Consider the following 24741-nt stretch of genomic DNA (forward strand, 5'->3'; position numbering starts at 1 on the left):
CCGCCCGTAACAGGGCGACACCGATCCGGGGATCCCGCATCCGCCGGTGCACGATGGACCGACGAGATCTGGGAGGTCCGGCATGGGGCGGGGATTCACGACGCGACAAGTGCACGACCGTGCTCGGCTGCACGGGGCGACCCCGCGCGCGACGCCGATCCACCTGACCGCCGGGTTCGAGTTCGACGAATACGGCGCGGCGGCCGCGCACTTCGGCGCGGGCGAGGGCTACGCCTACACCCGCATCGGGAACCCCACCGTCGAGACCGTCGAGTCGTCGCTGGCCGCCCTCGAAGGCGGGTCGCAGGCGCTGCTGCTGGCCAGCGGCCAGGCGGCGACCACGGTCGCTCTGCTCAGTCTCGCGGCCGCCGGCGAGCACATCGTCGTCTCCACGCACATCTACGAGGGCACCCGCGGGCTCATCCGCGACAACCTCAGCCGCTTCGGCATCACGGCGACCTTCGTCGACGAGATCGGCGACCCGGCCGCGTGGGAGGCAGCCATCCGTCCCGAGACGCGCGCGCTGTTCGCCGAGTCGATTTCCAACGCGTCCAACCGCATCCTCGACATCCCCGCCGTCGCCGCCGTCGCGCACCGCCACGGCCTGCCGCTGGTGATCGACAACACGTTCGCGACGCCGTACCTGCTGCGTCCGATCGAGCACGGCGCCGACGTCGTCGTGCACTCCGCCAGCAAGTTCCTCGCCGGACACGGCAATGTGCTCGGCGGCGCGATCGTCGACAGCGGCACGTTCGACGCGGCACGCTCCGGCGCCCTCTTCCCGCACCTCGTCGAGCCCGGCCGCGGCGGCGCGCCCTCGATCGCCGAGCGCGTCGGCGGTGACGCGCGCATCGCCTACGCGCGCGAATCGGTCGCGCCGCGCCTGGGTCCCACGCCGTCGCCGCTCAACGCGTTCTTCATCGGGCAGGGGATCGAGACGCTGAGCCTGCGTGTCGACCGGCAGTCGCGCGGTGCGCTCGCCGTCGCCCAGTGGTTGCAGACCCGTCCCGAGGTGGCGTCCGTCGATTACGCCGGGCTCGCCTCGCACCCCGATCACACCCTGGCGGCCGACCTGCTGCCGGACGGCTTCGGCTCGGTATTCACCTTCACGCTGCGCGGCGACGCCGAGACCGCTCGGCGGGTCGTCGAGGCGCTCGAGACGTTCACGCACATGACGCACCTCGGCGACGTGCGCTCGCTCGTGCTGCACCCCGCCACGACGAGCCACGTCGCGCTGAACGCGGAGGAGCGTGCGGCGCTCGGCGTCTTCGACGGCACCCTGCGCGTCTCGATCGGCATCGAAGACGTCGTCGACCTCATCGACGACCTCGAGCAGGCGTTCGTCGCCGCCGGCATCCGCCGAGCGGCCGACGTCGCCCTGGTGCCGCTCGTGACGGATGCGGCGGTCCTCGGCGCATGAGCCGGCTGCAGCACTTCGGCTGGTTCCTGGCGCGCGGATTCGGCCCGCACGGCTGGGGACATCCCTATCTGGACTGGGACTACGACTGGACGCGGCCCGACCTGTACCAGCAGTCGGCGCGCGAGCTCGAGCAGGCCGGGTTCGATTTCGTGCTCATCGAAGACGCGCCCTCGCTCGGGTCGGAGCGCACGATCGACCTGCGGGTGCGCCACGCGTTCGGCGGACCCAAGCACGACCCGCTGCTGCTCGCGCCCTACCTGTTCCAGGCGACGCGGACGCTCGGCGTCATCCCGACCGTGAACCCTGCCGCGTACCTGCCGTACACGGCGGCACGGCAGTTCGCCACGCTGCAGCATCTGAGCGGTCACCGCCTCGGGCTCAACGTCGTCACGGACACCGGCAGCGCCCGCCACTTCTCCGACGCCCCACCTCTCGGCCATGACGCCGCGTACGACCGTGCCGAGGAGTGGCTCTCCGGCATCCGTGCGCTCTGGCAGTCGTGGGACGACGGCGCGCTCGCGGCCGACCCGGCGAGCGGCGTCTACGCCGACGGTTCGCGGATGCGGGCGGTGCGCCATCGCGGGGGGCACTTCGCGTTCGACGGACCGCTGAACGCCCTGCCGTTCCCGAGCGGCGAGCCCGTGATCGCGTCGCCGGGAGGATCGGGCCGCGGACTCGGGTTCGCGGGCGCCAACTCCGACATCCAGCTCGCCCTCGCACCGCTGCACGAGAAGAGCGTGCGCGAGTATCGCGCCCGCATCCACGACGCGGCCGTCGCCGCGGGGCGTGCGCCGTCGGACATCCGGATCATGTTCGCCATCCAGCCCGTGCTCGTCTCAAGCGCCGAGGAGGCCGACCGTCTCGTGGCGGCATCCGCGGCGCCCGACGACGCGACCCTCGTGCAGGTGGCGCGCAAGCAGTCCAGCGACCTCGAGACCGACCTCACCGCGCTCGACCTCGACGCGCCGCTCGACCTCGCCGTGTTCGGCGATCACGTCTCGCACGGGTCGATCCGTCGCCTCACCGGCGACCGTGACGTCGCCACCACCCCGCTGCGGGTGCACCTCACGGCGCTCGCGAAGCTCGGTCGGATCTCGGACCGCACCGGCTTCGTCGGCACCGCGGAGGAGTTCGCCGACCTCGTCGAAGAGCTCGGCGAGTGGGGTAACGACGGCATACTGCTGTGGGGCGACCTGCATCCGGTCACCCTGCATCGCACTCGACGAGCTCGTGCCGGTGCTGCGTCGCCGCGGCATCCTGCGGCGCGACCAGATCGACGGCGGACTGCACGCCACCCTCCGCGCGTTCTGACCCCGCCGTGGTGGAGGCGCGTGCGGGTGCGTGCGCACGTGCGCGCGCATGTCACGCAACGTGCCGCCTCCGGATGCGGGCGCCAGCCCTTCGTGTGACATGAGCCGCGTGCGTGTCACGCGATGTGCCGCCTCAGCATCGCGGCACCGGCCGTTCGTGTGACATGCCGCGGGCAGTGGCGGCTCTGCGCCAGTGCGCCCGCGATCCGCCGCCCCGGGGCGTGCATGTCACGCAAATGGCCGCCTTCGGATGCCGCCACCGGCTGTTCGTGTGACATGCCCGGCGCGCGTGTCACGCGATGTGTCGTCTCAGCATCCCGGCACCGGCCGTTCGTGTGACATGCCCCCCCCAAGCCCCCACACACTCGGCAGCCCCGTCCCGGACGGACCGGGACGGGGCTGGCGGCGGAGCGGGGTGTCTCAGCCGAGCAGGCCCTGCTCGGTGAGCCACTCGGTGGCGATCGTGTCGGAGGACTCCTGGTCCTGCGTGGACTTCACGTTGAGGGCGACGAGGCCCTCGGGGGTGAGCGCAGCGGAGACCTTGTTGATCACGTCGGCGATCTCGTCGGAGACGTCGGCGCTCACGAGCGGCACGACGTTCGAGGCGAGGAAGAGGCCCTCGGGGTCTTCGAGGGTCACGAGGTTCTGCGTCTCGATGAGCGGGTCGGCCGAGTACACGTTGGCGATCTGGATGCTGCCCGCGACGAGCTCGTCGACCGTGGTGTCGGCGGTCGCCTCGAACGTCACGTCGACGCCGTACTTCTCCTTCAGGCCGCTCGGGCCGTAGGGGCGCTGCTCGAGTTCGGGCGCGCCGCCCAGCACCAGCGGGCTGATGCCGGCGAGGTCGCCGATGCTCGTCAGGTTGTGCTCGGCGGCGAAGGCGGCGGTCACGTTGTACGAGTCCTGGTCGGTCGCCGGCGACTGGTCGAGCACCGTCAGGCCGTCGGGCAGCGCCTCCTGCAGCGCCGCGTATACGTCGTCGGAGGTCGTCGCCGTCGTCTCGGGGTCGAAGAACTGCAGCAGGTTGCCGGTGTACTCCGGCGTGAGCTGGATGGTGCCGTCTTCGAGCGACGGGATGATCGCATCGCGCTGACCGATGTTGAACTGGCGATCGACCGTGAAGCCGGCGTTCTCGAGGGCCTGGGCGTAGATCTCGGCGATGATCTCGTTCGAGTAGTACGCCTGCGAGCCGATGACGATCGTGTCGGAAGAACCCGACGGGGCCGCCGAGGCGTCGGGCTCTTCGAGCGATCCGGACGACCCGCAGCCGGCGAGGGCGAGCGTGGTCACCGCGGCGGCGCCGAGGACGAGGGACAGGCGGGTGCGGATGCGGGACATGGCGGGTGCCTTCTTTCGTGAGGTGCTGCGGACTGTTCGGTGCGGGGAACGGGACGGATGGGTCAGGATGCGGCCACGGCGGGGCGGGCGGCGGGCGCGGCGGCCGCGCGCCGTGCCGTCACGCCGCGGGGGACGACGAAGCGCTGCAAGAGGGCGAAGACGCCGTCGAGCACGAGGGCGAGCACGACGATGAGGATCGACGCGCCGAGGATCTGGTCGGTCTGCCGCAGGGCGATGCCCTGGATGATGTAGAAGCCCAGGCCGCCGAGGCCGATGAACGTCGCGATCGTCACGGTCGCGACCACCTGCAGCGTGGCCGAGCGGAGGCCGCCGATGAGCAGCGGGAGTCCGAGCGGCACCTCCACCTTCCACAGGATCTGCCACTCCGTCATCCCGACGGCACGTGCCGCGGCGACCACGGAGCGGTCGATCGCCTCGAAGCCGGCGTAGGCGCCCGCGAGGATCGAGGGGATCGCGAGGATGACGAACGCGACGACGGCCGCTTCGGTCTTGTAGACGACGCCGAAGACGAGGTACAGCAGCACGACGAGACCGAGGGTCGGGATCGCACGTGCCGCTCCCGACAGCGCGACGGCGAACTCGCGGCCACGGCCGGTGTGTCCGATGGCCCATCCGGCCGGAATCGCGATGATCGCCGCGATGAGCACCGACACGAAGGTGTAGGCCAGGTGCTGCGCGAGGGCCTCGGGGAGCGGCAGCGAGCCGGTCAGCCGGTCTGGGCTGAAGATCCAGGCGAACGCGTCGACGAAGAGGTTCATGCGACCCCCTCGGCGGCCAGCCGCTGCATTGCCCGGCGTTCGCGACGGCTGTTCTCCCGGCGCGGGACCCACGGCAGCGCGACGCGCCCCGCCCACACCAGCAGCAGATCGACGACCAGGGCGATCACGACGACCAGCAGCACCCCGACGAGCACCTCGGGGATGATGCGCCGCTGCGCACCGTTGGTGAACAGGTACCCGAGGTTCTGCACGCCGATGAGGATGCCGACCGTTGCGAGCGAGATCGTCGAGGTGGCGGTCACCCGAAGCCCCGCCAGCAGCACCGGCCCCGACAGGGGCAGGTCGACGGCCCAGAACCGGCGCCAGCCGCCGTAGCCGACGCCGATCGCCGCGTCGCGGGTGGCGGGCTCGACGGAGTCGAGGCCGTCGGTGACCGAGCGCGTCATGATCGCGACGCCGTAGATCGTCAGCGCGATGATGAGGTTCGTCTCCGACAGGTACGGGATGCCGAACACCGCCCACAGCAGGGCGAACAGCCCCAGGGAGGGGATCGTGTAGAGCAGGCCGATGGTGGTGAGCACCGAGCCGCGCAGCCGCGTGTACCGCCAGGCGAGCCAGCCCAGCGGCACCGAGATGACGAAGGCGGCCACGATCGCGATGGCGCTCTGCCGCAGGTGCGCGACGGTGAGTTCGCCGATGAGATCGAGGTTGTTCCAGACCCAGTTCACGGGCCGGTCCGCTCCTGTGCGACATCGGCCGCGCGGGCGCCCGCGTCACCCGAAGCACCGTCGACGAGCACGCCCTGCGTGCGTCCCTCGGCGTCGACGAGCACCGTGCCGTTCGCGGTCTGTTTGGCGTGCAGCGCCCGCGCACCGCGCTCGGCGCCGATGAAGTCGGCCACGAAGGCGGATGCCGGATTCTCGAGGATTTCGCTCGGGCTGCCGACCTGCGCGATCTTCGCGCCCTTCTCGAGGATGACGACCTGGTCGCCGAGCAGGAACGCCTCGTCGATGTCGTGCGTGACGAAGACGACCGTCTTGTCGAGGTCGCGCTGCAGGCGGATGGTCTCGGCCTGCAGCTCCTTGCGCACGATGGGGTCGACGGCTCCGAACGGTTCGTCCATGAGCAGGATGTCGGGGTCGGCGGCGAGCCCACGTGCCACGCCGACGCGCTGCTGCTGACCGCCGGAGAGCTGCCGCGGGTAGCGGGAGGCGAGGGCGCGGTCGAGTCCGACGACGTCGAGCAGTTCGAGCGCGCGTTCGCGCGCCTGCCGGCGCGGGACGCCGTCGAGCACCGGCACGGTGGCGACGTTGTCGATGACGGAGAAGTGGGGGAGCAGTCCCGAGTTCTGCATGACGTACCCGATGCCCCGCCGCAGCTTCACGGGGTCGCGGTCGGTGATCGGCTGGTCGTCGATCGTGATGACGCCCGAGGTGGGGTCGACGAGACGGTTGATCATGCGCAGCAGCGTCGTCTTGCCGCACCCCGACGAACCGACGAACACCGTCGTGCGGTGCGCCGGGATCACGAGGCTGAAGTCGTCGACGGCGAGAGTGCCGTCGGGGAACCGCTTCGTGACGGAACGGAATTCGATCGCCAAAGGCACCTCCGGTTCGGGAACTCCACCCAACCACAGGGCTCCGACACTGTCGCAAGGGGGTGGCATACGGCGTCACAGTCGGATAAGGGTGGGGGGCATGGACACCGCGGAGTACGACCTCATCGTGATCGGCGCCGGCCCCGTCGGCGAGAACGTCGCCGATCGGGCGGTGAAGGGCGGGCTCACCGCCGTGATCGTCGAAAGCGAGCTCGTCGGCGGGGAATGCTCCTACTGGGCCTGCATGCCGTCCAAGGTGCTGCTGCGCGCGGGGGCGGCGCGCACCGCCGCGGCGGACGCCCCCGGCACGGGCGTCACGACCTCGGGGGGCGTCGACGTCGCCGCCGTGCTGCGCCGCCGCGACGAGATCGTCCACGAGTGGGACGACTCGGGTCAGGTCGGCTGGTTGCAGTCGGCCGGCATCGACCTCGTCCGCGGCCACGGCAGGATCACGGGGGAGCGGGAGGTCACCGTCGCCGACGCCGACGGATCGGAATCCGTCCTTCGTGCGCGGCACGCCGTCGCGGTGTGCACGGGCTCGGCCGCGTTGCACCCCGACATCGAGGGCCTCCGCGATGCCGCGCCGTGGACCAGTCGCGAGGCCACCGCCGTGCAGGAGGTGCCGGCATCGCTCGTGGTGCTCGGCGGCGGCGTCGTCGCGTGCGAGATGGCGACCGCGTACGCGTCGTTCGGATGCCGGGTGAGCATCATCGCCCGATCCCGCCTGCTGGGGGGCATGGAGGACTTCGCCGGCGACGCCGTCGCGACGGCGCTGCGGGAGGCCGGCGTCGACGTGCGACTCGGGACCGACGCCGTGCGCGTGCACCGCCTCGGGTCAGGCGGCGACGGGGGCGTGGCCGTCACCCTCGGCGACGGTGACGTGATCGAGGCCGCCGAGATCCTGGTGGCCACCGGACGGGTGCCGCGGACGGGCCACATCGGTCTGGAGAGCGTCGACCTCGAGCCGGGAACGTGGCTCGACGTCGACGACACCCTGCGGGTGCGCGGGACCGAGTGGCTGTACGCCGTCGGCGACGTCAACCACCGGGCGCTGCTGACACATCAGGGCAAGTACCAGGCGCGCGCGGCGGGCGACGTCATCGCCGCCCGCGCGACGGGCGCGGCCGTCGACGACGCCCCGTGGGGCACTCACGTGGCCACCGCCGACCACGACGCGGTGCCGCAGGTCACCTTCACCGACCCGCAGGTCGCCTCCGTCGGACTCACCGAGGCCGCGGCGGCGCGCCGGGGGCTCGAGGTGCGCGTTCTCGACATCGACCTCGCCGGCATCGCCGGTGCGTCCACGCAGTCCGCCGACTACCGCGGACGGGCGCGGGCGGTCGTCGACCCGGCGCGCGACGTGCTCGTCGGCGCGACGTTCGTCGGGCCGGAGATCGCCGAGCTGCTGCACAGCGCGACCGTCGCGATCGTGGGCGAGGTGCCGCTCGCACGCCTGTGGCACGCGGTGCCGTCCTACCCCACCCTCAGCGAGGTGTGGCTGCGCTGGCTCGAGGCCTACGGCCGCCCCAGCTGACCACCGTCGGGCACGTATCGCAGCAGGTCGCCGGGCTGGACCAGCCGCAGGCAGACGCCGACAACGGCGCGGAGCAGGAGGATCACAGTCGCAGGCATGGCGGCGCCGGGTCTTCGAGCGAAACCTATCGATGAACGACGAACGCGCGGATAGCGGGGAACGAGCACGTGAACACCGTCTGAAGGCTCCCGTGGCGGGTGGGTCCTCCGGCGTGGAGGATGCCAGAGTCGCAGGACCGGTGTCGCCAGTCATCCTCGGAGGTCCTCGTCGTGTTCCGTTCTCCATCCTCGCGCCTTGTCTGCGCCGTCGCGCGGGACGCCTGATGACCGCGACGACCGCCCTGCGGCCCGGCGCCTACCGCTACCGGTTCGCCCCCGACGCGGCGACGGCCATGGTGTGGATGGGACCGGGCCGCCCGTTCGAGGCGGTCGCCGTGCTCGACATCGACTTCGGCCCCCGCGACGTGCTCGTCGAGGTGGAGCTCGCGACCGTGTGCGGCTCCGACGTGCACACCATCGACGCGCGCCGGCCCTCCCCCCACCCATCGGTGCTCGGCCACGAGTACGTGGGACGCGTCGTCGGCGCCGGTGTCGACGCGCGGTACGCCGACGGCACCCGGGTGCAGCTGCGCGACCGCGTCGTGTGGTCGGTGACCGTCTCGTGCGGCCTCTGCCCGACCTGCCGGCGCGGCATCCCGCAGAAGTGCGCCGAGCTGCGCAAGTACGGGCACGAGCGCTTCGACGGCGAGTGGCCGCTGTCGGGCGGGTTCGCCAGCCACGTGCATCTGCGCGAGGGCACCGCCATCGTCAAGGTGCCCGAGCACGTCGCCGCCGAGGCGCTCGCGCCCGTCGCGTGCGGCGTCGCCACGGCGGCCGCCGCCGTTGCCGCAGCCGAGCAGCTGCACGACCTCGACGACGCCACCGTGCTCGTCTCGGGTGCGGGACTGATCGGACTGGCGGCCGCGGCGATCGCCTCCGGCGCCGGAGCCCGCGTCGTCGTCGTCGACCCGGTCGCGGAGCGCCGGGAGCTCGCGCTGCGCTTCGGGGCGGCCGAGACCGTCGACCCCGGTCGCGGCGCGGCGGCGCGCACCGTCGCCGCCGCCTGCGACGGTGGCGCCCCGGATGTCGTGATCGAGGCCTCCGGCTCGCGTCGCGGCGTCGAGCTGGCCCTCGCCGCGCCCGCCGTCGGCGGCACCGCCGTGCTCGTCGGCAGCGTCTTCCCCGACGACCCGGTGGGTCTCGACCCGGAGCGGGTCGTGCGCGGACTGCTCATGATCCGCGGCGTCCACAACTACACCGCCGCCGACCTCGCACGGGCGGTGCGCTTCGTGACGGCATCCGAGCGGCGGATGCCGTGGGCAGAGCTCGTGGGCGCCACGGTGCCGCTGGCCGACCTGCCGCGCGCGGTGGCTCTCGCTCAGACCGGACGTCACGTGCGAGTGGGCGTCCGGCCCTGAGCCGCGGGCGCCGAGCGGGCGCCGCGTTGCGCACTTCTCAGGACGGATCGCGCCCGCCGTCGCCCACGGCACCGGGAACGCGCGGGCGGACGCGGCGCGGCGTCCCATCCATCCTGAGAAACGCACACGCCGACGCGCCTACGATCGAACGGTGACCGACGCCCTCTCGCACGCCGCCGACCTCGCCGACTTCGTCGCCGCCTCGCCCTCGAGCTTCCACGCCGCCGCCGAGGTGGCCGCCCGCCTCGCGGATGCCGGCTTCACCGCCCTCGACGAGCGCGACGCGTGGCCCTCCGCGCCGGGGTCGAAGCACCTCGTCGTTCGCGACGGGGCCGTCATCGCCTGGATCGTCCCCGCCGCCGCAGGCCCCGACACCCCGGTCCGGGTGTTCGGCGCGCACAGCGACTCGCCGGCCTTCAAGCTCAAGCCCAAGCCCACGACGGGGCGGCTGGGCTGGCTGCAGGCGGGCGTGGAGGTCTACGGCGGGCCCCTGCTGAACTCGTGGCTCGACCGCGAACTGCGCCTCGCCGGCCGCCTCGCCCTCGACGACGGGTCGACCGTGCTCGCGTCGACAGGGCCCCTGCTGCGCCTGCCGCAGCTCGCGATCCACCTCGACCGCGACGCCAACAACGGGCTCGCCCTCGACAAGCAGCGTCAGACGCAGCCGGTATGGGGGCTGGGGGAGGAGGACTCCGCCGACCTGCTCGCCGAGCTCGCCGGTGCCGCCGGCGTCGACGCGACCCGCATCCGGGGCTACGACATCGTCACCGCCGACGCCGCGCGCGGCACCGTGTTCGGCCGCGACGACGTGTTCTTCGCCTCGGGCCGTCTCGACGACCTCGCCTCGGTGCACGCCGGCGTCGTCGCGCTCGCGGCCGCGGCCGACGGCTTCGACGCCGACCACATCGCGATGCTCGCCGTGTTCGACCACGAGGAGGTCGGCTCCGGCACTCGGTCGGGCGCCGCGGGGCCGTTCCTGTCCGACGTGCTCGAGCGCGTGTGGAGCGGCCTCGGCGCCGACCGGGCCCAGCAGTTGCGGGCGTTGGCGGACTCGTGGTGCGTCTCGAGCGACGTCGGCCACGCCGTGCACCCCAACTACGCCGAGAAGCACGACCCCGTCGTGAAGCCGCGCCTGGGCTCCGGACCGATCCTGAAGATCAACGCGAACCAGCGGTACGCGACGGATGCCGTCGGCGCCGCGGCCTGGAACGCGTGGTGCGCGCAGGCCGGCGTCTTCTCGCAGGAGTTCGTGTCGAACAACGCGGTGCCCTGCGGGTCGACGATCGGGCCGATCACGGCGACGAGGCTCGGCATCCGCACGGTCGACGTCGGCATCCCGATCCTGTCGATGCACTCTGCGCGCGAGCTCGCCGGGGTGAGCGACCTGCACGACCTGTCCCGCGTCGCCGGCGCCTTCTTCACGGCGCCTTCCCACTGACGCCGTCCCACTGACACCGCGCCCGGCACCGCGCCGTTCCACTGACGCCGCGCCCAGGCGTCGCGCAGGTGACGCGCGTACACTGAAGGGCTGTGCCCGCGCGAGCGGGCGCGCGAAGTGCAACTACCTGCTCATCCGGAGCAAGGCGGCACGTGCGAACGAGCCGACTGTTCCGGAGGAGCCCATGACATCCGATTCGCTGATCCGCACGACCGGCTGGGCGTACTGGCCCATCGCCTTCCTGGCGCGGCTGCCGTTCGCGATGATGACGGTCGGCGTGCTGACGCTCGTCGCGAGCGTCACGGGCTCGATCTCCCTCGGCGGACTCACCTCCGCCGCGGTCGGCATCGGCGTCGTGGCCTCGGGTCCCGTCGTCGGCGACCTCGTCGACCGGTTCGGTCAGCGCCGTGTGCTCGTGCCGGTGGGGCTCGCCAACGGCGCGTTGCTGGCACTGTTCCCCTTCGTCGTGATGGCGGGCTTCGGCGCCGACCTCATCCTCCCGACGGCGCTGCTGATCGGCCTGACCGCGCCGCAGGCCGCGGCCATGAGCCGCAGCCGGCTGATGTCCCTCATCCAGGCGCGGATCGCCCCCGACGGCCGCGCGCGCACCTTCTCGCGGGTCATGTCATACGAGTCCGCGGCCGACGAGACCGCGTTCGTGATCGGCCCGTTCCTGGTCGGCATCTTCGCCGCCCTCCTCTCACCGTGGGCGCCCATCGCGATCGCCGCGGCGCTGAGCTTCGCTTTCGTCACCTGGTTCGCGGTGCACCCGACTGCGTCGGCCGCGGCGACGACCGCGGATGCCGGCTCCCGGGCACCGTTCCGCGCCGTGCTGTCGGGGCCGGTGATGGTGCTCGTGGCGGCCACGTTCGGCGTCGGGCTGTTCTTCGGCGCGACCCTCACCTCGCTCACCGCGTTCGCGCAGGCCGCCGGCGACGGACTCGAGGCGGGTCTGCTCTACGGGCTCATGGGCATCGGATCTGCCGCCCTCGCCCTCGCCGTCGCCGCGCTTCCCGAGCGGTTCTCACTGCGCGCGCGCTGGCTCGTGTTCGCCGCCGTGCTGCTGCTGGGCGCCGCGGGCTACGCCGCCGCGACGTCGGTCGGCTGGGTGACGGTGTGGCTGCTGCTCATGGGGCTCGGCGTCGGGCCCACCCTCGTGACGCTGTTCAGCCTCGCCGGCCGACGCGCACCGGCGGGACGGGCGGCGACGACCATGACGCTGCTCGGGTCGGCCCTCACCCTCGCGCAGGCGCTGTCGTCGGCGATCACCGGCTGGATCGCCGAAGACGTCTCGCTGTCGTTCGCGATGGGGCTCCCCGCCCTCGCGGCGCTGCTGGTCGTCGTGCTCGGCGGGGCCAACGCGCTCGGCGAACGCCGCACCGCGGGCGCCCTCGCGACCGCCTGATCCCGGACCGCCCGGCGGACGGGCATGGTCGCCGGCGCACGCCGGAGCGGCGGGCGCCGCATCCGCGTGCCGCGTCGACCGATCAGAAGACGAACAGCTGACCGAGGATCATGACGGCGAGGAAGAACACGCCGACGATCACGGCGATCACGGCGAGCGTGTTGCGCGACATCTTCGCCACGCCCCAGCCGATGAGCAGCGGCGTCGCGAGCAGTCCGAGCGCGACGATCCACCAGAACGTCACGTAGCCGCCGGTCGTGGCCTCCTCGAGGCGGCCGCCGAACAGCTGCTGCGAGAGCGGGTGCGTCGCGAAGCGCACGGCCGCCGAGATCGGCACGGCCACGAACGCGAACACGATGCGCCCCCGCCGCCGTCCGCGCGGTGGCACACTGGAACATCCGGAGGGGGTGATCGCGTGGTGCAGGTACAGGTCGGCGGGATCGCGCTCGACGCCGCCGGAGAGCACGTCATCCTGCTGCGCCCCGTCGATGTATTCCCCGGTCAGGGTCGGGTGCTGCCGATCTGGATCGGTGCACAGGAGGCCACCTCGATCCTCATCGCCGTCGAGGGCGCGGCAGCCCCCCGTCCCCTCGCGCACGACCTCATGCGCACCATGCTCACGACGCTCGGGGCCACCGTCGAGCGCGTCGAGGTGACCCGCATCGAGGACGGCACGTTCTACGCCGAGGTCTCACTGCGCGGCACGGACGGCGCGGTGCAGCGCATCGACGCGCGTCCCTCGGATGCCGTCGCGCTCGCGTCCCGCACGGCGGCGCCGATCTTCGTCGCCGACGAGGTGCTGGCCACCGCCGGCATCGTCGACGTCATCGGCGACGACGTCGAGCCGCCGGAGTCGCTCGAGCGCGGCGTGGAGGAGTTCAAGCGGTTCCTCGACGAGATCGACCCCGAGGACTTCAAAGGCTGACGGCCGCGCGCCCCGGGCCGGGCGTAGCCTGAACGGATGAGCCGAACCGCGACCGAGAGCGCCCGTGCGCAACTGGCCGCCCTGGCGACGGCGCCCGACGGTGCCCCCGGCGCCGCACCGGAGGACGGTGCGCGTCCGGCCGCCGTGCTGATCCTCTTCGGCGTGCTCGACGGCCTCCCGAGCGGCCACGACGCCCAGGCGCAGGCCGTCTCGCGCGACCTCGACGTGCTGCTGCTGGCCCGCGCGACGACCCTCCGCTCGCACCCCGGGCAGGTCGCCTTCCCCGGCGGCCGGGTCGACCCGGGGGATGCGGACATCGTCGCCGCGGCCCTCCGCGAGGCACACGAGGAGACCGGGCTCGACCCCGCCGGCGTCGAGGTGCTGGGGATCCTCGACCCGATCCTGCTCGACTACTCGCAGCACCTCGTCACTCCCGTGCTCGGGTGGTGGCGGCATCCGACCCCCGTCGCGGTCGTCGACGAGGCCGAGTCGGCCGACGTGTTCCGCGCTCCCGTCGCCGACCTCCTCGCCCCCGACAACCGCGGCGTCACCGTCATCCGCCGCGACGGGCAGGAGTGGCGTGGGCCGGCATTCCTCGTGCGGCATGCGACGGGCGAGCACCTCGTGTGGGGCTTCACCGGGATGATCCTCGACGGCCTGTTCGACCGGCTCGGCTGGACCGAGCCCTGGGACCGCACCCGCGAGATCCCCCTCCCGCCCCTCTGACCCACCGGGCCGCGGCGCCGCAGCCCTCTCACGTGAGAGAACAGCGGGGCGCCGAGAGCACGGTCGGCACACGTTCCCTCGGCGCCGGACTGTACCCTCACGGGGAGGGGGCGGCTATGCGGATGCGGCTACGCGGATGCGGCAGCGCGGCGGCGCCGGGCCAGCAGGGCGCGGATGCCGAGGCCCACGGCGGCCGTCACGAGGGTCGCGATGATCGGACGCAGCGCCAGCTCGGGGGTGAGGAGGGCCAGCAGGAACACGTTCCACCCGTAGTCCAGCATCTCGGCGGGCATCGTCGCGTAGACCCGGGTGCCGAGAGCGCTGCCGATTCCGGTCATCGCAGCGGGGGCGACCCAGACGATGAGGAGCGCGCCGACGGCCGCGACGATCCGCCCGGGGGTGTGCAGCCCCGCCCACGCGATCGCGGCGCCGGTGAGCACCGGGGCGACCCACTGCACGAGCGTCAGCAGGAACGGGTAGCCGTCGGGCACCGAGCCGAAGGGGACGATGAGCGCCGCGACCCACGACCCCAGGGCGACGGCACCCGCGGTGAAGCCGATGACGGCGCCGGCGCGGGGTGCGCGCGCGATGAGGACGGTCGCGAGCGCACCGAGCAGTACCGTGACGAGTGCGCCGCCGGTGAGTCCCGCCAGGTAGACGATGGCCGCCGTCTCGTCGGGGAGGAGCGTGGAGAGCACGAGGGCCGTCTGCACCACCGCGAGCAGCTGCACGAGCACGACACCGGCCGCGAGCGTGGTCGTCCCGAACCGCGCCGTCCGCGCCCCGAGCAGCCGTCCCGCGAGACCCGCGGCCGCCGACCCGACCATCAGCAGCGCGAAGATGAGCGAGACCGCGTACTGACTGAACGGCAGCAGCACGACCGGCACGGCCGACGGGATCTCCGACCAGAAGTTCTGCAGCGGCAGCCGGGCGCCCGTGATCAGCCACGGCAGCAGCGCCGCGACGGCCGCGAGGGCGCCGACGCCGAACAGCAGCCAGCGCGACTGCGGTGCGGCGCTCATCGCGTCACCTCGGCCGCCGCGCGCAGCACGGCATCCGCCACCGCGTCGACCGCGTGGGGCGCGACGTGCAGGTTGAGGGCGGGCTCGATGAGCTCGACTTCGACGACGACGAGTCCATGCGCGGCCGAGTCGACGGTGTCGACGCGCGCGTACAGGGGGATCCGCTCACCGGTGACGTCGGCGACCGCGCGCAGCACGTCGTCGACGAACGACCGTTCGCGCGCCGTGACCTCGACCGGCACCGGATTCTCCTGGTAGACGCCGCCGAGGAATCCGCCGCCGGAGCGCAGCAGCGCGCCCTTCGCGATCGCGTGGCTGACGTGGCCGTCGATCGCGTAGAGCGCCTTCTCGGCGCCCGCCGACAGCTCCGCGATCTCGGGCTGCACCATCGCGATGCCCCCGCGTGCGACGATGCGGTCGGCGAGGGCGGATGCCGCCGGGTCGGCGGCGTCGAACAGCCCGGTGTCGCGGGCTCCGGCCGACATCGCCGGTTTGACGACCACGCGGGTCGCCCCCTGCGCCGTCAGCGCCGCGATCGCCGCCCGGGCCTCGGTGCCGCCCGCGCAGTACGCGGTCGGGATCACCGGCACACCGGCCTGTGCGAGCTGCTGCAGGTAGCGCTTGTCGAGGTTCCAGCGCACGAGCGCCGGTGCGTTGCGCACCCGCGTCTCGGCCTCGGCGCGGTCGAGCCACGCCCGGAACTCGTCGAGGCGGTCGGGGTAGTCCCACGGCGCGCGGATGACCAGCAGGTCGAAGGTCGCAAGGTCGACGGATGCGTCGTGCCAGATCACCGCCACGGCATCCGCGCCGCGGGCCCGCAGCGCCGCGACGAGCGGCGCGGTGTCGTGGTCCGGATCCTCCGGGGGGTAGAAATCCGGGTCGGTGACGACGATTCCGATGCGCGCAGACACGGTCACCGAGCCTACTCGTCGCGTCTCGGCGTGCCGCCCGCCTCGCCCGCGCCGCCGCTCTCGTCCTCGTCGAGAAGGCGTCGCAGCTCGGCGGCCGACGCCTCCGAGCGCGCGAGGAGTTCGCGCAGTTGGGCGGCGCGTCCCGCATCCGCGCCGACCTGTTCCGCAGACACCGGCACGGCCGCATCCGGCCCGCGCTCGGTGCGCGGCGAGAGGAAGAAGTTCGCGAGGTAGCCGGTGAAGGTGCCGAAGATGCCCACGCCGCGTCGCTGGTCACCCACGTGCGCTACCGCGTCGTGCCCTGACCCCCGCCCGCATCCGCCCGCATCCGCCCGTGCGCCCGGGAGGAGATGTGCAGTCGGGAGGACGCGTATGCGCGCAGCGCCCTCCCGAACGCAGATCTCCTCCCGAACGCACGCCCCACCGGGCGCGGCGTGCGGCCGCGACGTCAGGCCAGGGCGGCGCGGAGACCCTCGGCGAACGGCGTCGTCGGACGGCCGATGAGGCGGGCGAGCGTGCCGTCGGTGTCGGCGAGCACACCCTCGCGGATGCCGGTGTCGATGCCCGCGACGAAGCCGGCGACGTCGGCCGGCAGCCCGGCCGACTCCAGCGCCGCGATGTGCTCCTCGGTCGACAGACGCGCGTAGGTCACGTCGCGACCCAGGATTTCGGATGCGGCGGCCGCAATGTCGTCGTACGAGACGGCGACGTCGCCCGCCAGTTCGTAGACGGCGCCGAGGTGGCCGTCTTCGAGCAGCGCGACCGCGGCGGCGTCGGCGAAGTCGGCGCGGGTCGCGGCGGCGACCACCGCGTCGCCGACCGACGCGGCGATGACCCCGGAGTCCGCAGCCCGCTGCACGTCGGCGACGTAGTTCTCGATGTACCAGTTGTTCCGCAGCACGACCGCGGGCAGTCCGCTCGCGGCGAGGGCCTCCTCGGTGGCCCGGTGCTCGGCGCCCAGCGCCCAGTCGAAGTCCGTCGCCTTCGGCGCGCTCGTGTAGACGAACTTCGCGACCCCGGCGGCGACGGCCGCGTCGATGACGTTCTTGTGCCCGGCGAAGCGCCGCCCCGGCTCCGACGCCGAGATCAGCAGCACGGTGTCCACGCCCTCGAGCGCGGCGGCGAGTGTGGCGGGGTCGTCGTAGTCGACGCGGGCGGTGCGCACTCCGCGCGAGGCGAGGTCGGCGACCTTCGCGGTGTCGCGCGCGCCGGCGACGATGTCGGATGCGGCGGCGCCGCGCGCCAGCAGGGAATCGACGACGAGGCGGCCGAGCTGTCCGCTCGCGCCGGTGACGAGGATGGTCATGGTGTTCCTTTCGATCGGGGATCGACGAGGAGAACCGTCCGTGAACCGTCTGGCATTCCGATCAGCGGGTACCCACTTTTCGGTAAGGTACCCACATGGCGGTGAGTTTCGCGCAGATCCGGGCGACCCGGGACGACGTGTTCACGGAGAACTGTCCGACGCGGGTGGTGCTCGATCACGTGATGAGCAAGTGGGGCGTGCTGGTGCTGCTCGCCCTCACCGACGGCACGCTGCGATGGGGGGAACTGCGCCGCACGGTCGACGGCATCAGCGAGAAGATGCTCGCCTCGACGCTGCGCACACTCGAGTCAGACGGCATCGTCGCGCGCACCGCCTACCCCGAGGTGCCGCCGCGTGTCGAGTACGCGCTCACCCCGCGGGGTGAACAGCTCATGGTGCGGATGCTGCCGCTCATGGAGTGGATCGCCGACGAGGCCGACGACATCGTCGGCCGCTGACGCGGTCGGTCGCCGGCGCCGACCGCGCCGCCGGATCCCGGATCAGACGAAGCGCACCCAGTTCGCGCCGTTGCCCGTCTCGGCACGCTGCCGCAGCTCGAGACGGTCGCCGTCGACGGCGTACAGCGATACGGTGGTCGACTTCTCGCCGGCGGCCACGAGCCACGCGCCGTCGGGACTCGTCGCGAATCCGCGGGGTTGCGGCTCGGTGACCGTGAAGGTCGCGGCATCCGTCAGCGACCCGTCGGCGGCGACGGCGACCGGGGCCAGCGTGCTGATCGTGCGCTCCGAGGCCCAGAGATGGTCGCCGGCCAGGTGCAGGTCGGCGCCCCAGATGTAGTTGTGCTCGAGCGGGTTCGCGCCGAAGACACTGCGGCCGAGCTGCTTCTCGGGGTCGAACGCGTCGGCGGAGCCCACGAGCGTCAGCGCACCGGATGCGGTGTCGCGCGCGTAGTGCAGAATCTCGCCCGAGAACTCGGTGAGCACATATACGGCATCCTGGGCGTCGTTCAGCACGAGGTGGCGGGGGCCGCTGCCGGCGGGCGCGGCGACCGTCGCGGGCTGCAACGGCTGCAGGGCGAGCGCGTCGCCGATGGCGTACTGGGCGACGAGGTCGGCGCCCAGCGAGACGAAGTAGGCGAAGCGGCCGTCGGCGCTGGGCAGCACCGAGTGCAGGTTCGGGTACTCGATCGTCGAGACCGGCTCGCCGACGACGCCGTCCTCGACGGGGGCCAGGATGCCGTACCCACCGCCGTAGGAGGCGCCGAGCAGGGCGCTGCCGTCACGGGTGAGGGCGAGGTAGTTCATGCCGCCGCGGGGGAGGTCCAGACGCGACTGCGGAGTGAGGACGCCGCTCTCGCGGTCGAGGCGCAGGGTCACGATCCCGGGGACCTCGCCCTTGACGGCGGCGTGCACGAGGTCGCGCTCCGCGTCGACGACGAACGTCGAGGTGCCGGTCAGGCCGTCGGTCGTGGCGAGCAGCGTCAGGGCGCCATGGTCGAAGCGGAACACCGAGAGGGAGCCGTCTGCGGCGTTGGCGACGAGGACGAGGGATGCGGGAGAAGTCACCTTTCGATCGTAGGCGCCGCCGGCAGTGCGGTCGTTGGCGGGGTGCCCCCGCGGCGCGGCCCGTGCCGGCGCGGCCCGTGGCGGGGTCACCAGCCGCCGCGCGTGGGGGTGTGGCCCTCGCGCGCGTCGTCGGGCATCGCCATCTCGGCGCGCACTCCGAGCAGCCGCACCGGGCGGTTCTCGAGCTTCGCGATCAGCGCGAGGATCTCGTCGGCGACGAGGCGCGCGTCGGAGGTGGTCGCGATCTTGTGCACGAGGTTCTTGGTCGTGAACGGGGCGTAGCGCACCTTGACGCCGACGCCCACGACCGGGCGTCCCTCCGCGGCCACGTCGCCGAGCACCTGCGCGATGAGGGTGCGTGCGGCGGCGACGATGTCCTCCCGCGCCACCAGGTCGGTCTGGAACGTCGTCTCACGGCTGTGACCGCGGGCGACCCACGGTGTGTCGTCGACGACGGCGGACCCGTCGCCCCGGCCGAGCTGCTGATACCAAGGCCCCATCTTCGGCCCGAACTCCGCCGCGAGCGCGGCCGTGTCGGCATCGGCGAGCTCGTCGACCGTACGGATGCCGAGGCCGGCGAGCCGCTTCGAGATCTTCGCGCCGACGCCCCACAGGGCCGCGGTCGGCTTGTCGCCCATCACCTCGCGCCAGTTGCCGGCGGTGAGACGGAACGTGCCCTGCGGTTTGCCGAAGTCGGTGGCGTTCTTGGCGCGGATGAGCGTGTCGCCGATCCCGACGCTGCAGTGCAGCCGCGTGCGCTCGAGCACGGCGGCCTGGATGCCGCGCGCGACGGCGAGCGGGTCGGCGGTCGTGACTCCGACGAAGGCCTCGTCCCACCCGAGCACCTGCACGACGGCGCCCGGCTGGGCGCGCAGCGTCGCCATCACCTCGTCGGAGGCGGCGGTGTAGGCGGGGGCGTCGACGGGGAGGAAGACGGCATCCGGGATCTTGCGGGCGGCGATCTTCAGGGGCATGCCCGATCCGACGCCGAACGCGCGGGCCTCGTACGACGCGGTCGACACGACGGCACGCTCGGTCGGGTCGCCCCGCCCGCCCACGACGACCGGCAGGCCGACGAGCTCGGGACGGCGCAGCAGTTCGACGGCGGCAATGAACTGGTCGAGATCGACGTGCAGCACCCACGGGATCGGGGCGTCGCCGTCGCTCATGCGACCAGTGTGCCCCGCACTCCCGACATCGGCCACGGGGGAGACGGCGCGCCCCCCGCGCCGCAGCCCCGTCAGGCCGCGCGTTCGGCCACGGCGGTCAGCGACGAGACGGCGGCGCGGTAGTCCTCGACCATCCGGGCGCGGTCCAGCCGAGGCCGTGCGGCGAGGGCCGCGGCACGCAGCGTCGGCCGCTCGGCCAGCACGCGGGTCCAGGCGGCGGCGATCGCGTCGGCGTCACGCGGGGTCACGACGCCGATGCCCGCCACGATCGTCGGAGCGTCTCCGACGGCGGTGGTCACCGGCGTCGCCCCGCAGGCGGCGCCCTCGATGAGGCAGAGCGGCGACGCCTCGCCGAACGCGCTCGTGAGGGCGACGATGTCGGCGACGGCGTAGACCGACGGCATGTCGTCGCGGATGCCGAGCGGATGCAGGCGCGCGTCGTCGGGCGACAGCCCGGCATCCGTCATCAGCTCACGCAGCGCCGCGTTGTCGGCTGTCATCCCGGCGCCGCACAGCACGTAGTGGGTCTCGGGGGCCGCCTCGAGGTGCGCGGCCACCGAGCGGAGGAACAGTCCCGGGTCCTTCATGGCGTCGAAGCGCGCCGCGTAGACGACGACCGGGGCGCCCGCGGGGATGTCGAGGGCGCGCCGCATCCGCGCGCGCTCCTCGTTCGTACCCGGCCGGAACCGGCGGGTGTCGATGCCGTTCGGCACGACGAACCGCTCCGTCGGTGTCGCACCCAGCCGCGAATACGCCTCGTCGGTGGCGTCGGCGCACGAGACGGTCGCGTCGAGCAGGCCCGTCGCCGAGGCCTCCGCGAGCCACGACAGCGCCGCTCCCGAATGCACCGGGTCGGAGCGGTGCAGGCAGGCCGCCACGGGCACGTCCGGCATCCATCCGCGCCGCGCGAGGGCGACGAGCAGTCCGAGTGGCTGCTCCTTCAACGAGAGCACGACGTCGGCACCGATGAGGGCGGCGCGCGCCGTCAGCAGCTCCCGGATGCTGTAGCCCTCGGGATCCAGCGGCTGGTCTCCGGCGGTGCGCCCGAGCGTGTGGACCTGCACGCCGGCGGCGGTGAGGCGCCGATAGCGCGGGTCGTCCGTCATCTCCTGCACCGACGCGTCGCGTACGGCACGTGACGCGATCGACAGCACGCTGTGCTGCTGACGCAGGCCGTCGTGCAGGCCGGCGACGACATCGCTGTGCAGGATGCGGGCGCCTCCCGCGAAGAAGCCTTCGTAGAGGGACAGGACGCGCAGCGGTCGGGTCATCGTCATCCTTCGGTCGGGGGTTCCGGGGGTTGGCGGTGGGCTCCAGCCAGTGTCGGATGCCATGCCCTGCCGTGGGTGAACACGGTGTTACAGGGGTGTGACCTTTGGCGCGGGGCGCGTCGCGCCGGGCGGGCATGGACGTGGGTGTGAGCGGGCCGGCATGGCTGTGAAGCGGCGGATGCATGCATTCTGCAGGCGATCGTGCGACAATGCAGGCATGGTGGTCTCGATCACGGTGAGGAATGTCCCCGACGAGGTCCGCGACGAACTCGCCTCGCGTGCTGCTCGGTCGGGTCGGTCGCTGCAGGAGTATCTGAGCGGCGAGCTGCGCCGCCTCGCACAGACCCCCAGTGCCGCCGAGGCGATCGCGCGAGCGCGGATGAACACGCAGACGTATCCGACGCTCGGCGTTCGCGACATTCTGGACGCGGTGGATGACGGCCGTCGCTGACGCCTCCGATCTCCTCGTCGTCGACGCCTCGGTCGTCGTCGCACTCGTCGCATCCCAGGCGAGCGCCACCGAAGCGATCGCGGCGCGCATCGGCGACGGTGCACTCCATGCGCCGACCCACCTCCCGGTCGAGGTGCAGAGCGCGCTGCGCGGGCTCGAGCGCGGCGGGGTCCTCACGACGCCGCAGGCCTCGTTCGCTCTCCGGCACGCGGCAGGCCTTCCGGTGGAGCTGTGGCCGTGGGAGGTCCTGGCCGACCGGGCGTGGGAGCTCCGATCGAATCTCACGACCTACGATGCCGGGTACGTCGCGCTCGCCGAGCGGCTCGGGTGCCCGCTGCTCACCGCGGACCGACGTGTGGCTGCGGCATCCGTGGCCCGGTGTCCCGTCGAGGTCATCGCCTTGTGAGCCGGCTCGCGGCGCACGCCGACGGGCGCCGCGATTAGGCTCGATCGCCGCCCCGATTCGGGTGCCGATCCCTTCTCCCACCCTCGGGCGCCCGGTGCGGCGCCGTTCGGAGTGCCATGACCGTCCCCGCGACCCGTCCCCGCATCGAGCCCACGGCCGCCCTTCATCGTCGTCTGTCCGGCGGTCTCGGCGGCGGCGAGGCGTGATCGCGGCGTGATCGCGGCGTAGCCTTCGGGTCGAGACGGAAGGGGCGGTCATGTCGAGAGCGCGCAGCGTCGTCGCCGGTGTGCTGCTGGCCAACGCGGTGCCGCACGGTGTCCACGGGGTCACGGGGCAGGCGTTCCCGACACCGTTCGCCGATCCGCCCGGGATCGGGCTGTCGTCACCGGCGCTGAACGTGCTGTGGAGCGCGCTCAACCTCGTCGGCGCCGGGGTGGCGCTGCGCGGCGCCCGGGTGCGGCCGCTCGCGCTGATCGTCGGCGCGGCCGCGATGGCGTCGTTCCTGGCGGCCTACTTCGGTCCGACGTCGCCGCGTCGGCGCGGCTGAACCGTTCGGTTCTCAGGATCGACGGGTCGCCGCGTCCCGCCGTCCCGCGCCGCGACGCGGAGACGTCGTGCCGACGTCGCCGACCGTCCTGAGAAACGAACCGCGAGCCGCGGTGCGGCGGGGGCGGCGCGGGGTCGGGCCGCCAGGGCCGGCGGTCAGCGGGGGACGGACGGCGGATGCGGCGACCGCCGCACGGGCCAGCTCGACCGTGTCGTGCACGCCGAGGTCTTCGCCGCGCGCGGTCTGCGCTTCGACACCGCGAGCGGTCACGCCGACGAACCCGGCGTACTCGCCGGCGATCGTGGCGACGAACACGTCGTCGTCGGCCTGGCGCCATTCGGGCGCGGCGGAAGGAGGAAGATGAGAAGAGGTCATGCTGCTTTCGGTGCCGGCGCGCGTGGACGCACGGCGGCGCGGGGGAGTCGGGGGCGATGGCCGCGGTGGCAGCCGTCGGCTCGGCGCGCAGGTGTGCGCTGTGCGGCATCCGGGTCTGCGGTGAGCAGTCGCCTTCGTCGGTGAAGGTGAAGAGGATGCCGCCGGATCTCCGAGCGGGTCGTGCCCCAGTCTACCAGGCGGTGCCGACGCCGGCCCGGGCGAGCCGACATCGGGGGCGGAGAGAAGGTCTCTCCGCCCCCGATACGGATGCGGCCCGGCGCCGCGCGCGACGCTCAGCGGGTCGCGCGGGCGAGGTTCTCGCGCAGCTCGTCGGCGTCCTGCCGCACGACATACGCGGGCTGGTCGCGCTCGACGCGCCAGCTCTCCTCGACCGAGCCGATGTCGACGGTGTCGAAACCGAACTCGTCGTACACCGCGGTCGCGAGCGCCGCCGCATCCGCGTGATCGCTCGCGATCGCCAGGGCGCGACGCCCGGGAGTCCCGGCCGGGGCGCCGTCGGTGTTGATGGAGCGCGCCATGATGTGGTTGAACGCTTTGACGACCTTCGCGCCTTCGAGGTGGTCCTGCACGAGACGGGTGGTGGTGGTCGTCTTCTCGTCGAGGGCGGCGATGTGGCCGTCGCGCTCGAAGTAGTAGTTGTTGGTGTCGAGAACGATCTTGCCCGCGAGGGCGGCGGCCGGGATCTCGCCGATCGCTTTGAGAGGCACGGTCACGACCGCCCAGTCCGCCGCCTCGGCCGCCTCCGCGGCGGTCGCGGCGCGCACGCCGGCGCCGAGGCGTCCGACGAGGTCGGACAGCGTCTCCGGTCCGCGCGAGTTCGCGATCACGACGTCGTAGCCGCGCGCGGCGAGACCCTCCGCGAGCGCGCTGCCGATGTGTCCTGCTCCGATGATTCCCACTGTGGTCATGGTCACGGCAACCGCGGCGTCGTGCCCGGGATTCCCGGATGACGCCCCGTGTCGGCCCGCGGAGTCGGTGACGCGCGGCAGGATGGGAACCCACCCCCCGAGGAGGCCGCATGACCCGCACGATCGTCATCACCGGAGCCAGCGACGGGATCGGCGCCGCCGCCGCGCGACAGTTGCACGAGGCGGGGGAGACGGTCGTCGTCGTCGGACGCGACCCCCGCAAGACCGATGCCGTCGCCGACGCCCTGGGTCTCGACCGGTTCACCGCCGATTTCGCCGAACTCGACCAGGTGCGCGCGCTCGCCGACACGCTGCGCACCCGCTACCCGCGCATCGACGTGCTCGCCAACAACGCCGGCGGCATCTTCGGCGATCGCACCGAGACGGCTGACGGCAACGAGCTCACCTTCCAGGTGAACCACCTGGCGCCCTTCCTGCTCACCGGCCTCCTGCTCGACCGGCTCGTGGACGGTGCGGCATCGGTCATCCAGACCTCGAGCGTCGCGGCGCAGCGCTTCTCGAGGTTCGACATCGACGACCTGCAGGCGCGGGGCCGCTACACGGCATCCGCCGCGTACGGCAACGGGAAGCTCGCGAACATCCTGTTCACGAAGGAACTGCACCGCCGATACGGCGACGCGGGATTGTCGGCGGTCGCCTTCCATCCCGGTGCGATCGCGTCGAGCTTCGCCTCGGCATCCCGCGGGGCGTGGCGGTGGATGTACACCAACCCGATCGCGTCGCGTCTGCTGACGCCGACGGATGTCGGGGGCGCCCGCCTCACCTGGCTCGCGCTCGGCAAGCCCGGTGTCGACTGGACGCCCGGCGGGTACTACGCCGACAACCAGCCCGCCCGCACCAGTCGCCTGGCCGACGATCCCGCGCTCGCGAAGCGGCTGTGGGATCGCAGCGCGGAACTGGTCGGCCTCGAGGGCTGAG

Annotated in this window: 26 protein-coding genes and 1 pseudogene; 13 read left to right on the forward strand and 14 right to left on the reverse strand. The window is 72.8% G+C overall.

Annotation, left to right across the window (positions count from 1 at the left end):
- Positions 1-82 precede the first annotated feature (82 nt).
- Positions 83-1420, forward strand: coding sequence for an O-acetylhomoserine aminocarboxypropyltransferase/cysteine synthase family protein (locus tag C7474_RS04515; protein WP_121057718.1), 1338 nt, complete (start codon positions 83-85; stop codon positions 1418-1420).
- A pseudogene (locus C7474_RS04520) lies at positions 1417-2731 on the forward strand (LLM class flavin-dependent oxidoreductase). Before C7474_RS04515 ends, C7474_RS04520 begins: the two are co-directional and overlap by 4 nt.
- A 419-nt stretch (positions 2732-3150) precedes the next feature.
- Here the strand turns inward: C7474_RS04520 and C7474_RS04525 are convergent.
- The 4 genes from C7474_RS04525 to C7474_RS04540 all read right to left on the reverse strand — a co-directional run bounded on the left by C7474_RS04525 (position 3151) and on the right by C7474_RS04540 (position 6408).
- Entirely contained in the window at positions 3151-4068 is a 918-nt protein-coding gene (locus tag C7474_RS04525) for an ABC transporter substrate-binding protein (protein WP_121057719.1), read from the reverse strand.
- A gap of 62 nt (positions 4069-4130) precedes the next feature.
- Complete coding sequence (locus C7474_RS04530) at positions 4131-4847, reverse strand: ABC transporter permease (protein ID WP_121057720.1); 717 nt, start codon at positions 4845-4847, stop codon at positions 4131-4133.
- Positions 4844-5536 carry an ABC transporter permease gene (locus tag C7474_RS04535; RefSeq protein ID WP_121057721.1) on the reverse strand — a complete coding sequence of 231 codons (693 nt, stop codon included), beginning with the start codon at positions 5534-5536 and terminating at the stop codon, positions 4844-4846. Before C7474_RS04535 ends, C7474_RS04530 begins: the two co-directional genes overlap by 4 nt.
- Positions 5533-6408 carry an ABC transporter ATP-binding protein gene (locus C7474_RS04540; RefSeq protein WP_121057722.1) on the reverse strand — a complete coding sequence of 292 codons (876 nt, stop codon included), beginning with the start codon at positions 6406-6408 and terminating at the stop codon, positions 5533-5535. The genes C7474_RS04535 and C7474_RS04540 overlap by 4 nt, the downstream gene beginning before the upstream one ends.
- Before the next feature lie 97 nt (positions 6409-6505).
- Here C7474_RS04540 and C7474_RS04545 point away from each other — a divergent pair, with 97 nt between their 5' ends.
- The 4 genes from C7474_RS04545 (at position 6506) to C7474_RS04560 (ending at position 12238) form a co-directional block, all read left to right on the forward strand.
- Positions 6506-7939: a dihydrolipoyl dehydrogenase family protein gene (locus tag C7474_RS04545; RefSeq protein ID WP_121057723.1), complete on the forward strand. Its 1434-nt coding sequence runs from the start codon at positions 6506-6508 to the stop codon at positions 7937-7939.
- A gap of 322 nt (positions 7940-8261) precedes the next feature.
- Positions 8262-9395 (forward strand): zinc-binding dehydrogenase, encoded by a 1134-nt coding sequence (locus tag C7474_RS04550; protein ID WP_121057724.1) that lies wholly within the window; start codon positions 8262-8264, stop codon positions 9393-9395.
- Positions 9396-9546: 151 nt separating this feature from the next.
- Complete coding sequence (locus tag C7474_RS04555) at positions 9547-10833, forward strand: M18 family aminopeptidase (RefSeq protein ID WP_121057725.1); 1287 nt, start codon at positions 9547-9549, stop codon at positions 10831-10833.
- A 184-nt stretch (positions 10834-11017) separates the two neighbouring features.
- Positions 11018-12238 (forward strand): MFS transporter, encoded by a 1221-nt coding sequence (locus tag C7474_RS04560; protein ID WP_121057726.1) that lies wholly within the window; start codon positions 11018-11020, stop codon positions 12236-12238.
- A gap of 82 nt (positions 12239-12320) precedes the next feature.
- Here C7474_RS04560 and C7474_RS04565 read toward each other — a convergent pair whose 3' ends face one another.
- Positions 12321-12593: a hypothetical protein gene (locus tag C7474_RS04565; protein ID WP_147436678.1), complete on the reverse strand. Its 273-nt coding sequence runs from the start codon at positions 12591-12593 to the stop codon at positions 12321-12323.
- A 60-nt stretch (positions 12594-12653) separates the two neighbouring features.
- Between C7474_RS04565 and C7474_RS04570 the strand changes: the two genes are divergently transcribed.
- Both C7474_RS04570 and C7474_RS04575 read left to right on the forward strand, forming a co-directional pair.
- Positions 12654-13163, forward strand: a complete 510-nt coding sequence (locus C7474_RS04570; protein ID WP_121057728.1) for a bifunctional nuclease family protein — start codon at positions 12654-12656, stop codon at positions 13161-13163.
- A 36-nt stretch (positions 13164-13199) separates the two neighbouring features.
- Positions 13200-13889 carry an NUDIX hydrolase gene (locus tag C7474_RS04575; RefSeq protein WP_121057729.1) on the forward strand — a complete coding sequence of 230 codons (690 nt, stop codon included), beginning with the start codon at positions 13200-13202 and terminating at the stop codon, positions 13887-13889.
- A 128-nt stretch (positions 13890-14017) separates the two neighbouring features.
- On the opposite strand, the gene C7474_RS04580 is transcribed toward C7474_RS04575, so the two are convergent.
- The 4 genes from C7474_RS04580 to C7474_RS04595 all read right to left on the reverse strand — a co-directional run bounded on the left by C7474_RS04580 (position 14018) and on the right by C7474_RS04595 (position 17128).
- Positions 14018-14911 carry a hypothetical protein gene (locus C7474_RS04580; protein WP_121057730.1) on the reverse strand — a complete coding sequence of 298 codons (894 nt, stop codon included), beginning with the start codon at positions 14909-14911 and terminating at the stop codon, positions 14018-14020.
- Complete coding sequence (locus C7474_RS04585) at positions 14908-15822, reverse strand: ATP-grasp domain-containing protein (RefSeq protein ID WP_241965094.1); 915 nt, start codon at positions 15820-15822, stop codon at positions 14908-14910. Before C7474_RS04585 ends, C7474_RS04580 begins: the two co-directional genes overlap by 4 nt.
- An 11-nt stretch (positions 15823-15833) precedes the next feature.
- Complete coding sequence (locus C7474_RS04590; protein WP_147436679.1) at positions 15834-16103, reverse strand: hypothetical protein; 270 nt, start codon at positions 16101-16103, stop codon at positions 15834-15836.
- Between the two features lie 167 nt (positions 16104-16270).
- Positions 16271-17128, reverse strand: coding sequence for an SDR family oxidoreductase (locus tag C7474_RS04595; protein WP_121057733.1), 858 nt, complete (start codon positions 17126-17128; stop codon positions 16271-16273).
- Between the two features lie 95 nt (positions 17129-17223).
- On the opposite strand from C7474_RS04595, the gene C7474_RS04600 reads away from it, so the two are divergent.
- Positions 17224-17586, forward strand: a complete 363-nt coding sequence (locus tag C7474_RS04600) for a winged helix-turn-helix transcriptional regulator (protein WP_121057734.1) — start codon at positions 17224-17226, stop codon at positions 17584-17586.
- A 42-nt stretch (positions 17587-17628) separates the two neighbouring features.
- On the opposite strand, the gene C7474_RS04605 is transcribed toward C7474_RS04600, so the two are convergent.
- The 3 genes from C7474_RS04605 to C7474_RS04615 form a co-directional block, all read right to left on the reverse strand.
- Positions 17629-18654 (reverse strand): lactonase family protein, encoded by a 1026-nt coding sequence (locus C7474_RS04605; protein WP_121057735.1) that lies wholly within the window; start codon positions 18652-18654, stop codon positions 17629-17631.
- Between the two features lie 86 nt (positions 18655-18740).
- The gene (locus tag C7474_RS04610) at positions 18741-19823 is read right to left on the reverse strand and encodes a DNA polymerase IV (RefSeq protein ID WP_199692360.1); all 1083 of its coding nucleotides are present in this window, start codon (positions 19821-19823) and stop codon (positions 18741-18743) included.
- Positions 19824-19894: 71 nt separating this feature from the next.
- On the reverse strand, positions 19895-21094 hold the full coding sequence (locus C7474_RS04615; RefSeq protein ID WP_121057736.1) for a glycosyltransferase: 1200 nt from the start codon (positions 21092-21094) through the stop codon (positions 19895-19897).
- A gap of 217 nt (positions 21095-21311) precedes the next feature.
- Here C7474_RS04615 and C7474_RS04620 point away from each other — a divergent pair, with 217 nt between their 5' ends.
- The 3 genes from C7474_RS04620 (at position 21312) to C7474_RS04630 (ending at position 22498) form a co-directional block, all read left to right on the forward strand.
- On the forward strand, positions 21312-21545 hold the full coding sequence (locus tag C7474_RS04620; RefSeq protein ID WP_121057737.1) for a FitA-like ribbon-helix-helix domain-containing protein: 234 nt from the start codon (positions 21312-21314) through the stop codon (positions 21543-21545).
- Positions 21529-21951 carry a type II toxin-antitoxin system VapC family toxin gene (locus tag C7474_RS04625; RefSeq protein WP_121057738.1) on the forward strand — a complete coding sequence of 141 codons (423 nt, stop codon included), beginning with the start codon at positions 21529-21531 and terminating at the stop codon, positions 21949-21951. Before C7474_RS04620 ends, C7474_RS04625 begins: the two co-directional genes overlap by 17 nt.
- Before the next feature lie 256 nt (positions 21952-22207).
- Positions 22208-22498 carry a hypothetical protein gene (locus C7474_RS04630; protein WP_121057739.1) on the forward strand — a complete coding sequence of 97 codons (291 nt, stop codon included), beginning with the start codon at positions 22208-22210 and terminating at the stop codon, positions 22496-22498.
- Positions 22499-22510: 12 nt separating this feature from the next.
- On the opposite strand, the gene C7474_RS15135 is transcribed toward C7474_RS04630, so the two are convergent.
- Positions 22511-22873, reverse strand: coding sequence for a hypothetical protein (locus C7474_RS15135; RefSeq protein ID WP_199692361.1), 363 nt, complete (start codon positions 22871-22873; stop codon positions 22511-22513).
- A gap of 293 nt (positions 22874-23166) precedes the next feature.
- Entirely contained in the window at positions 23167-23808 is a 642-nt protein-coding gene (locus tag C7474_RS04640; RefSeq protein ID WP_277870585.1) for an NADPH-dependent F420 reductase, read from the reverse strand.
- Between the two features lie 104 nt (positions 23809-23912).
- Here C7474_RS04640 and C7474_RS04645 point away from each other — a divergent pair, with 104 nt between their 5' ends.
- Positions 23913-24740 (forward strand): SDR family NAD(P)-dependent oxidoreductase, encoded by an 828-nt coding sequence (locus C7474_RS04645; RefSeq protein ID WP_121057741.1) that lies wholly within the window; start codon positions 23913-23915, stop codon positions 24738-24740.
- Position 24741 lies beyond the last annotated feature (1 nt).

The organism is Microbacterium telephonicum (genome assembly GCF_003651225.1).
GTDB lineage: Bacteria > Actinomycetota > Actinomycetes > Actinomycetales > Microbacteriaceae > Microbacterium > Microbacterium telephonicum.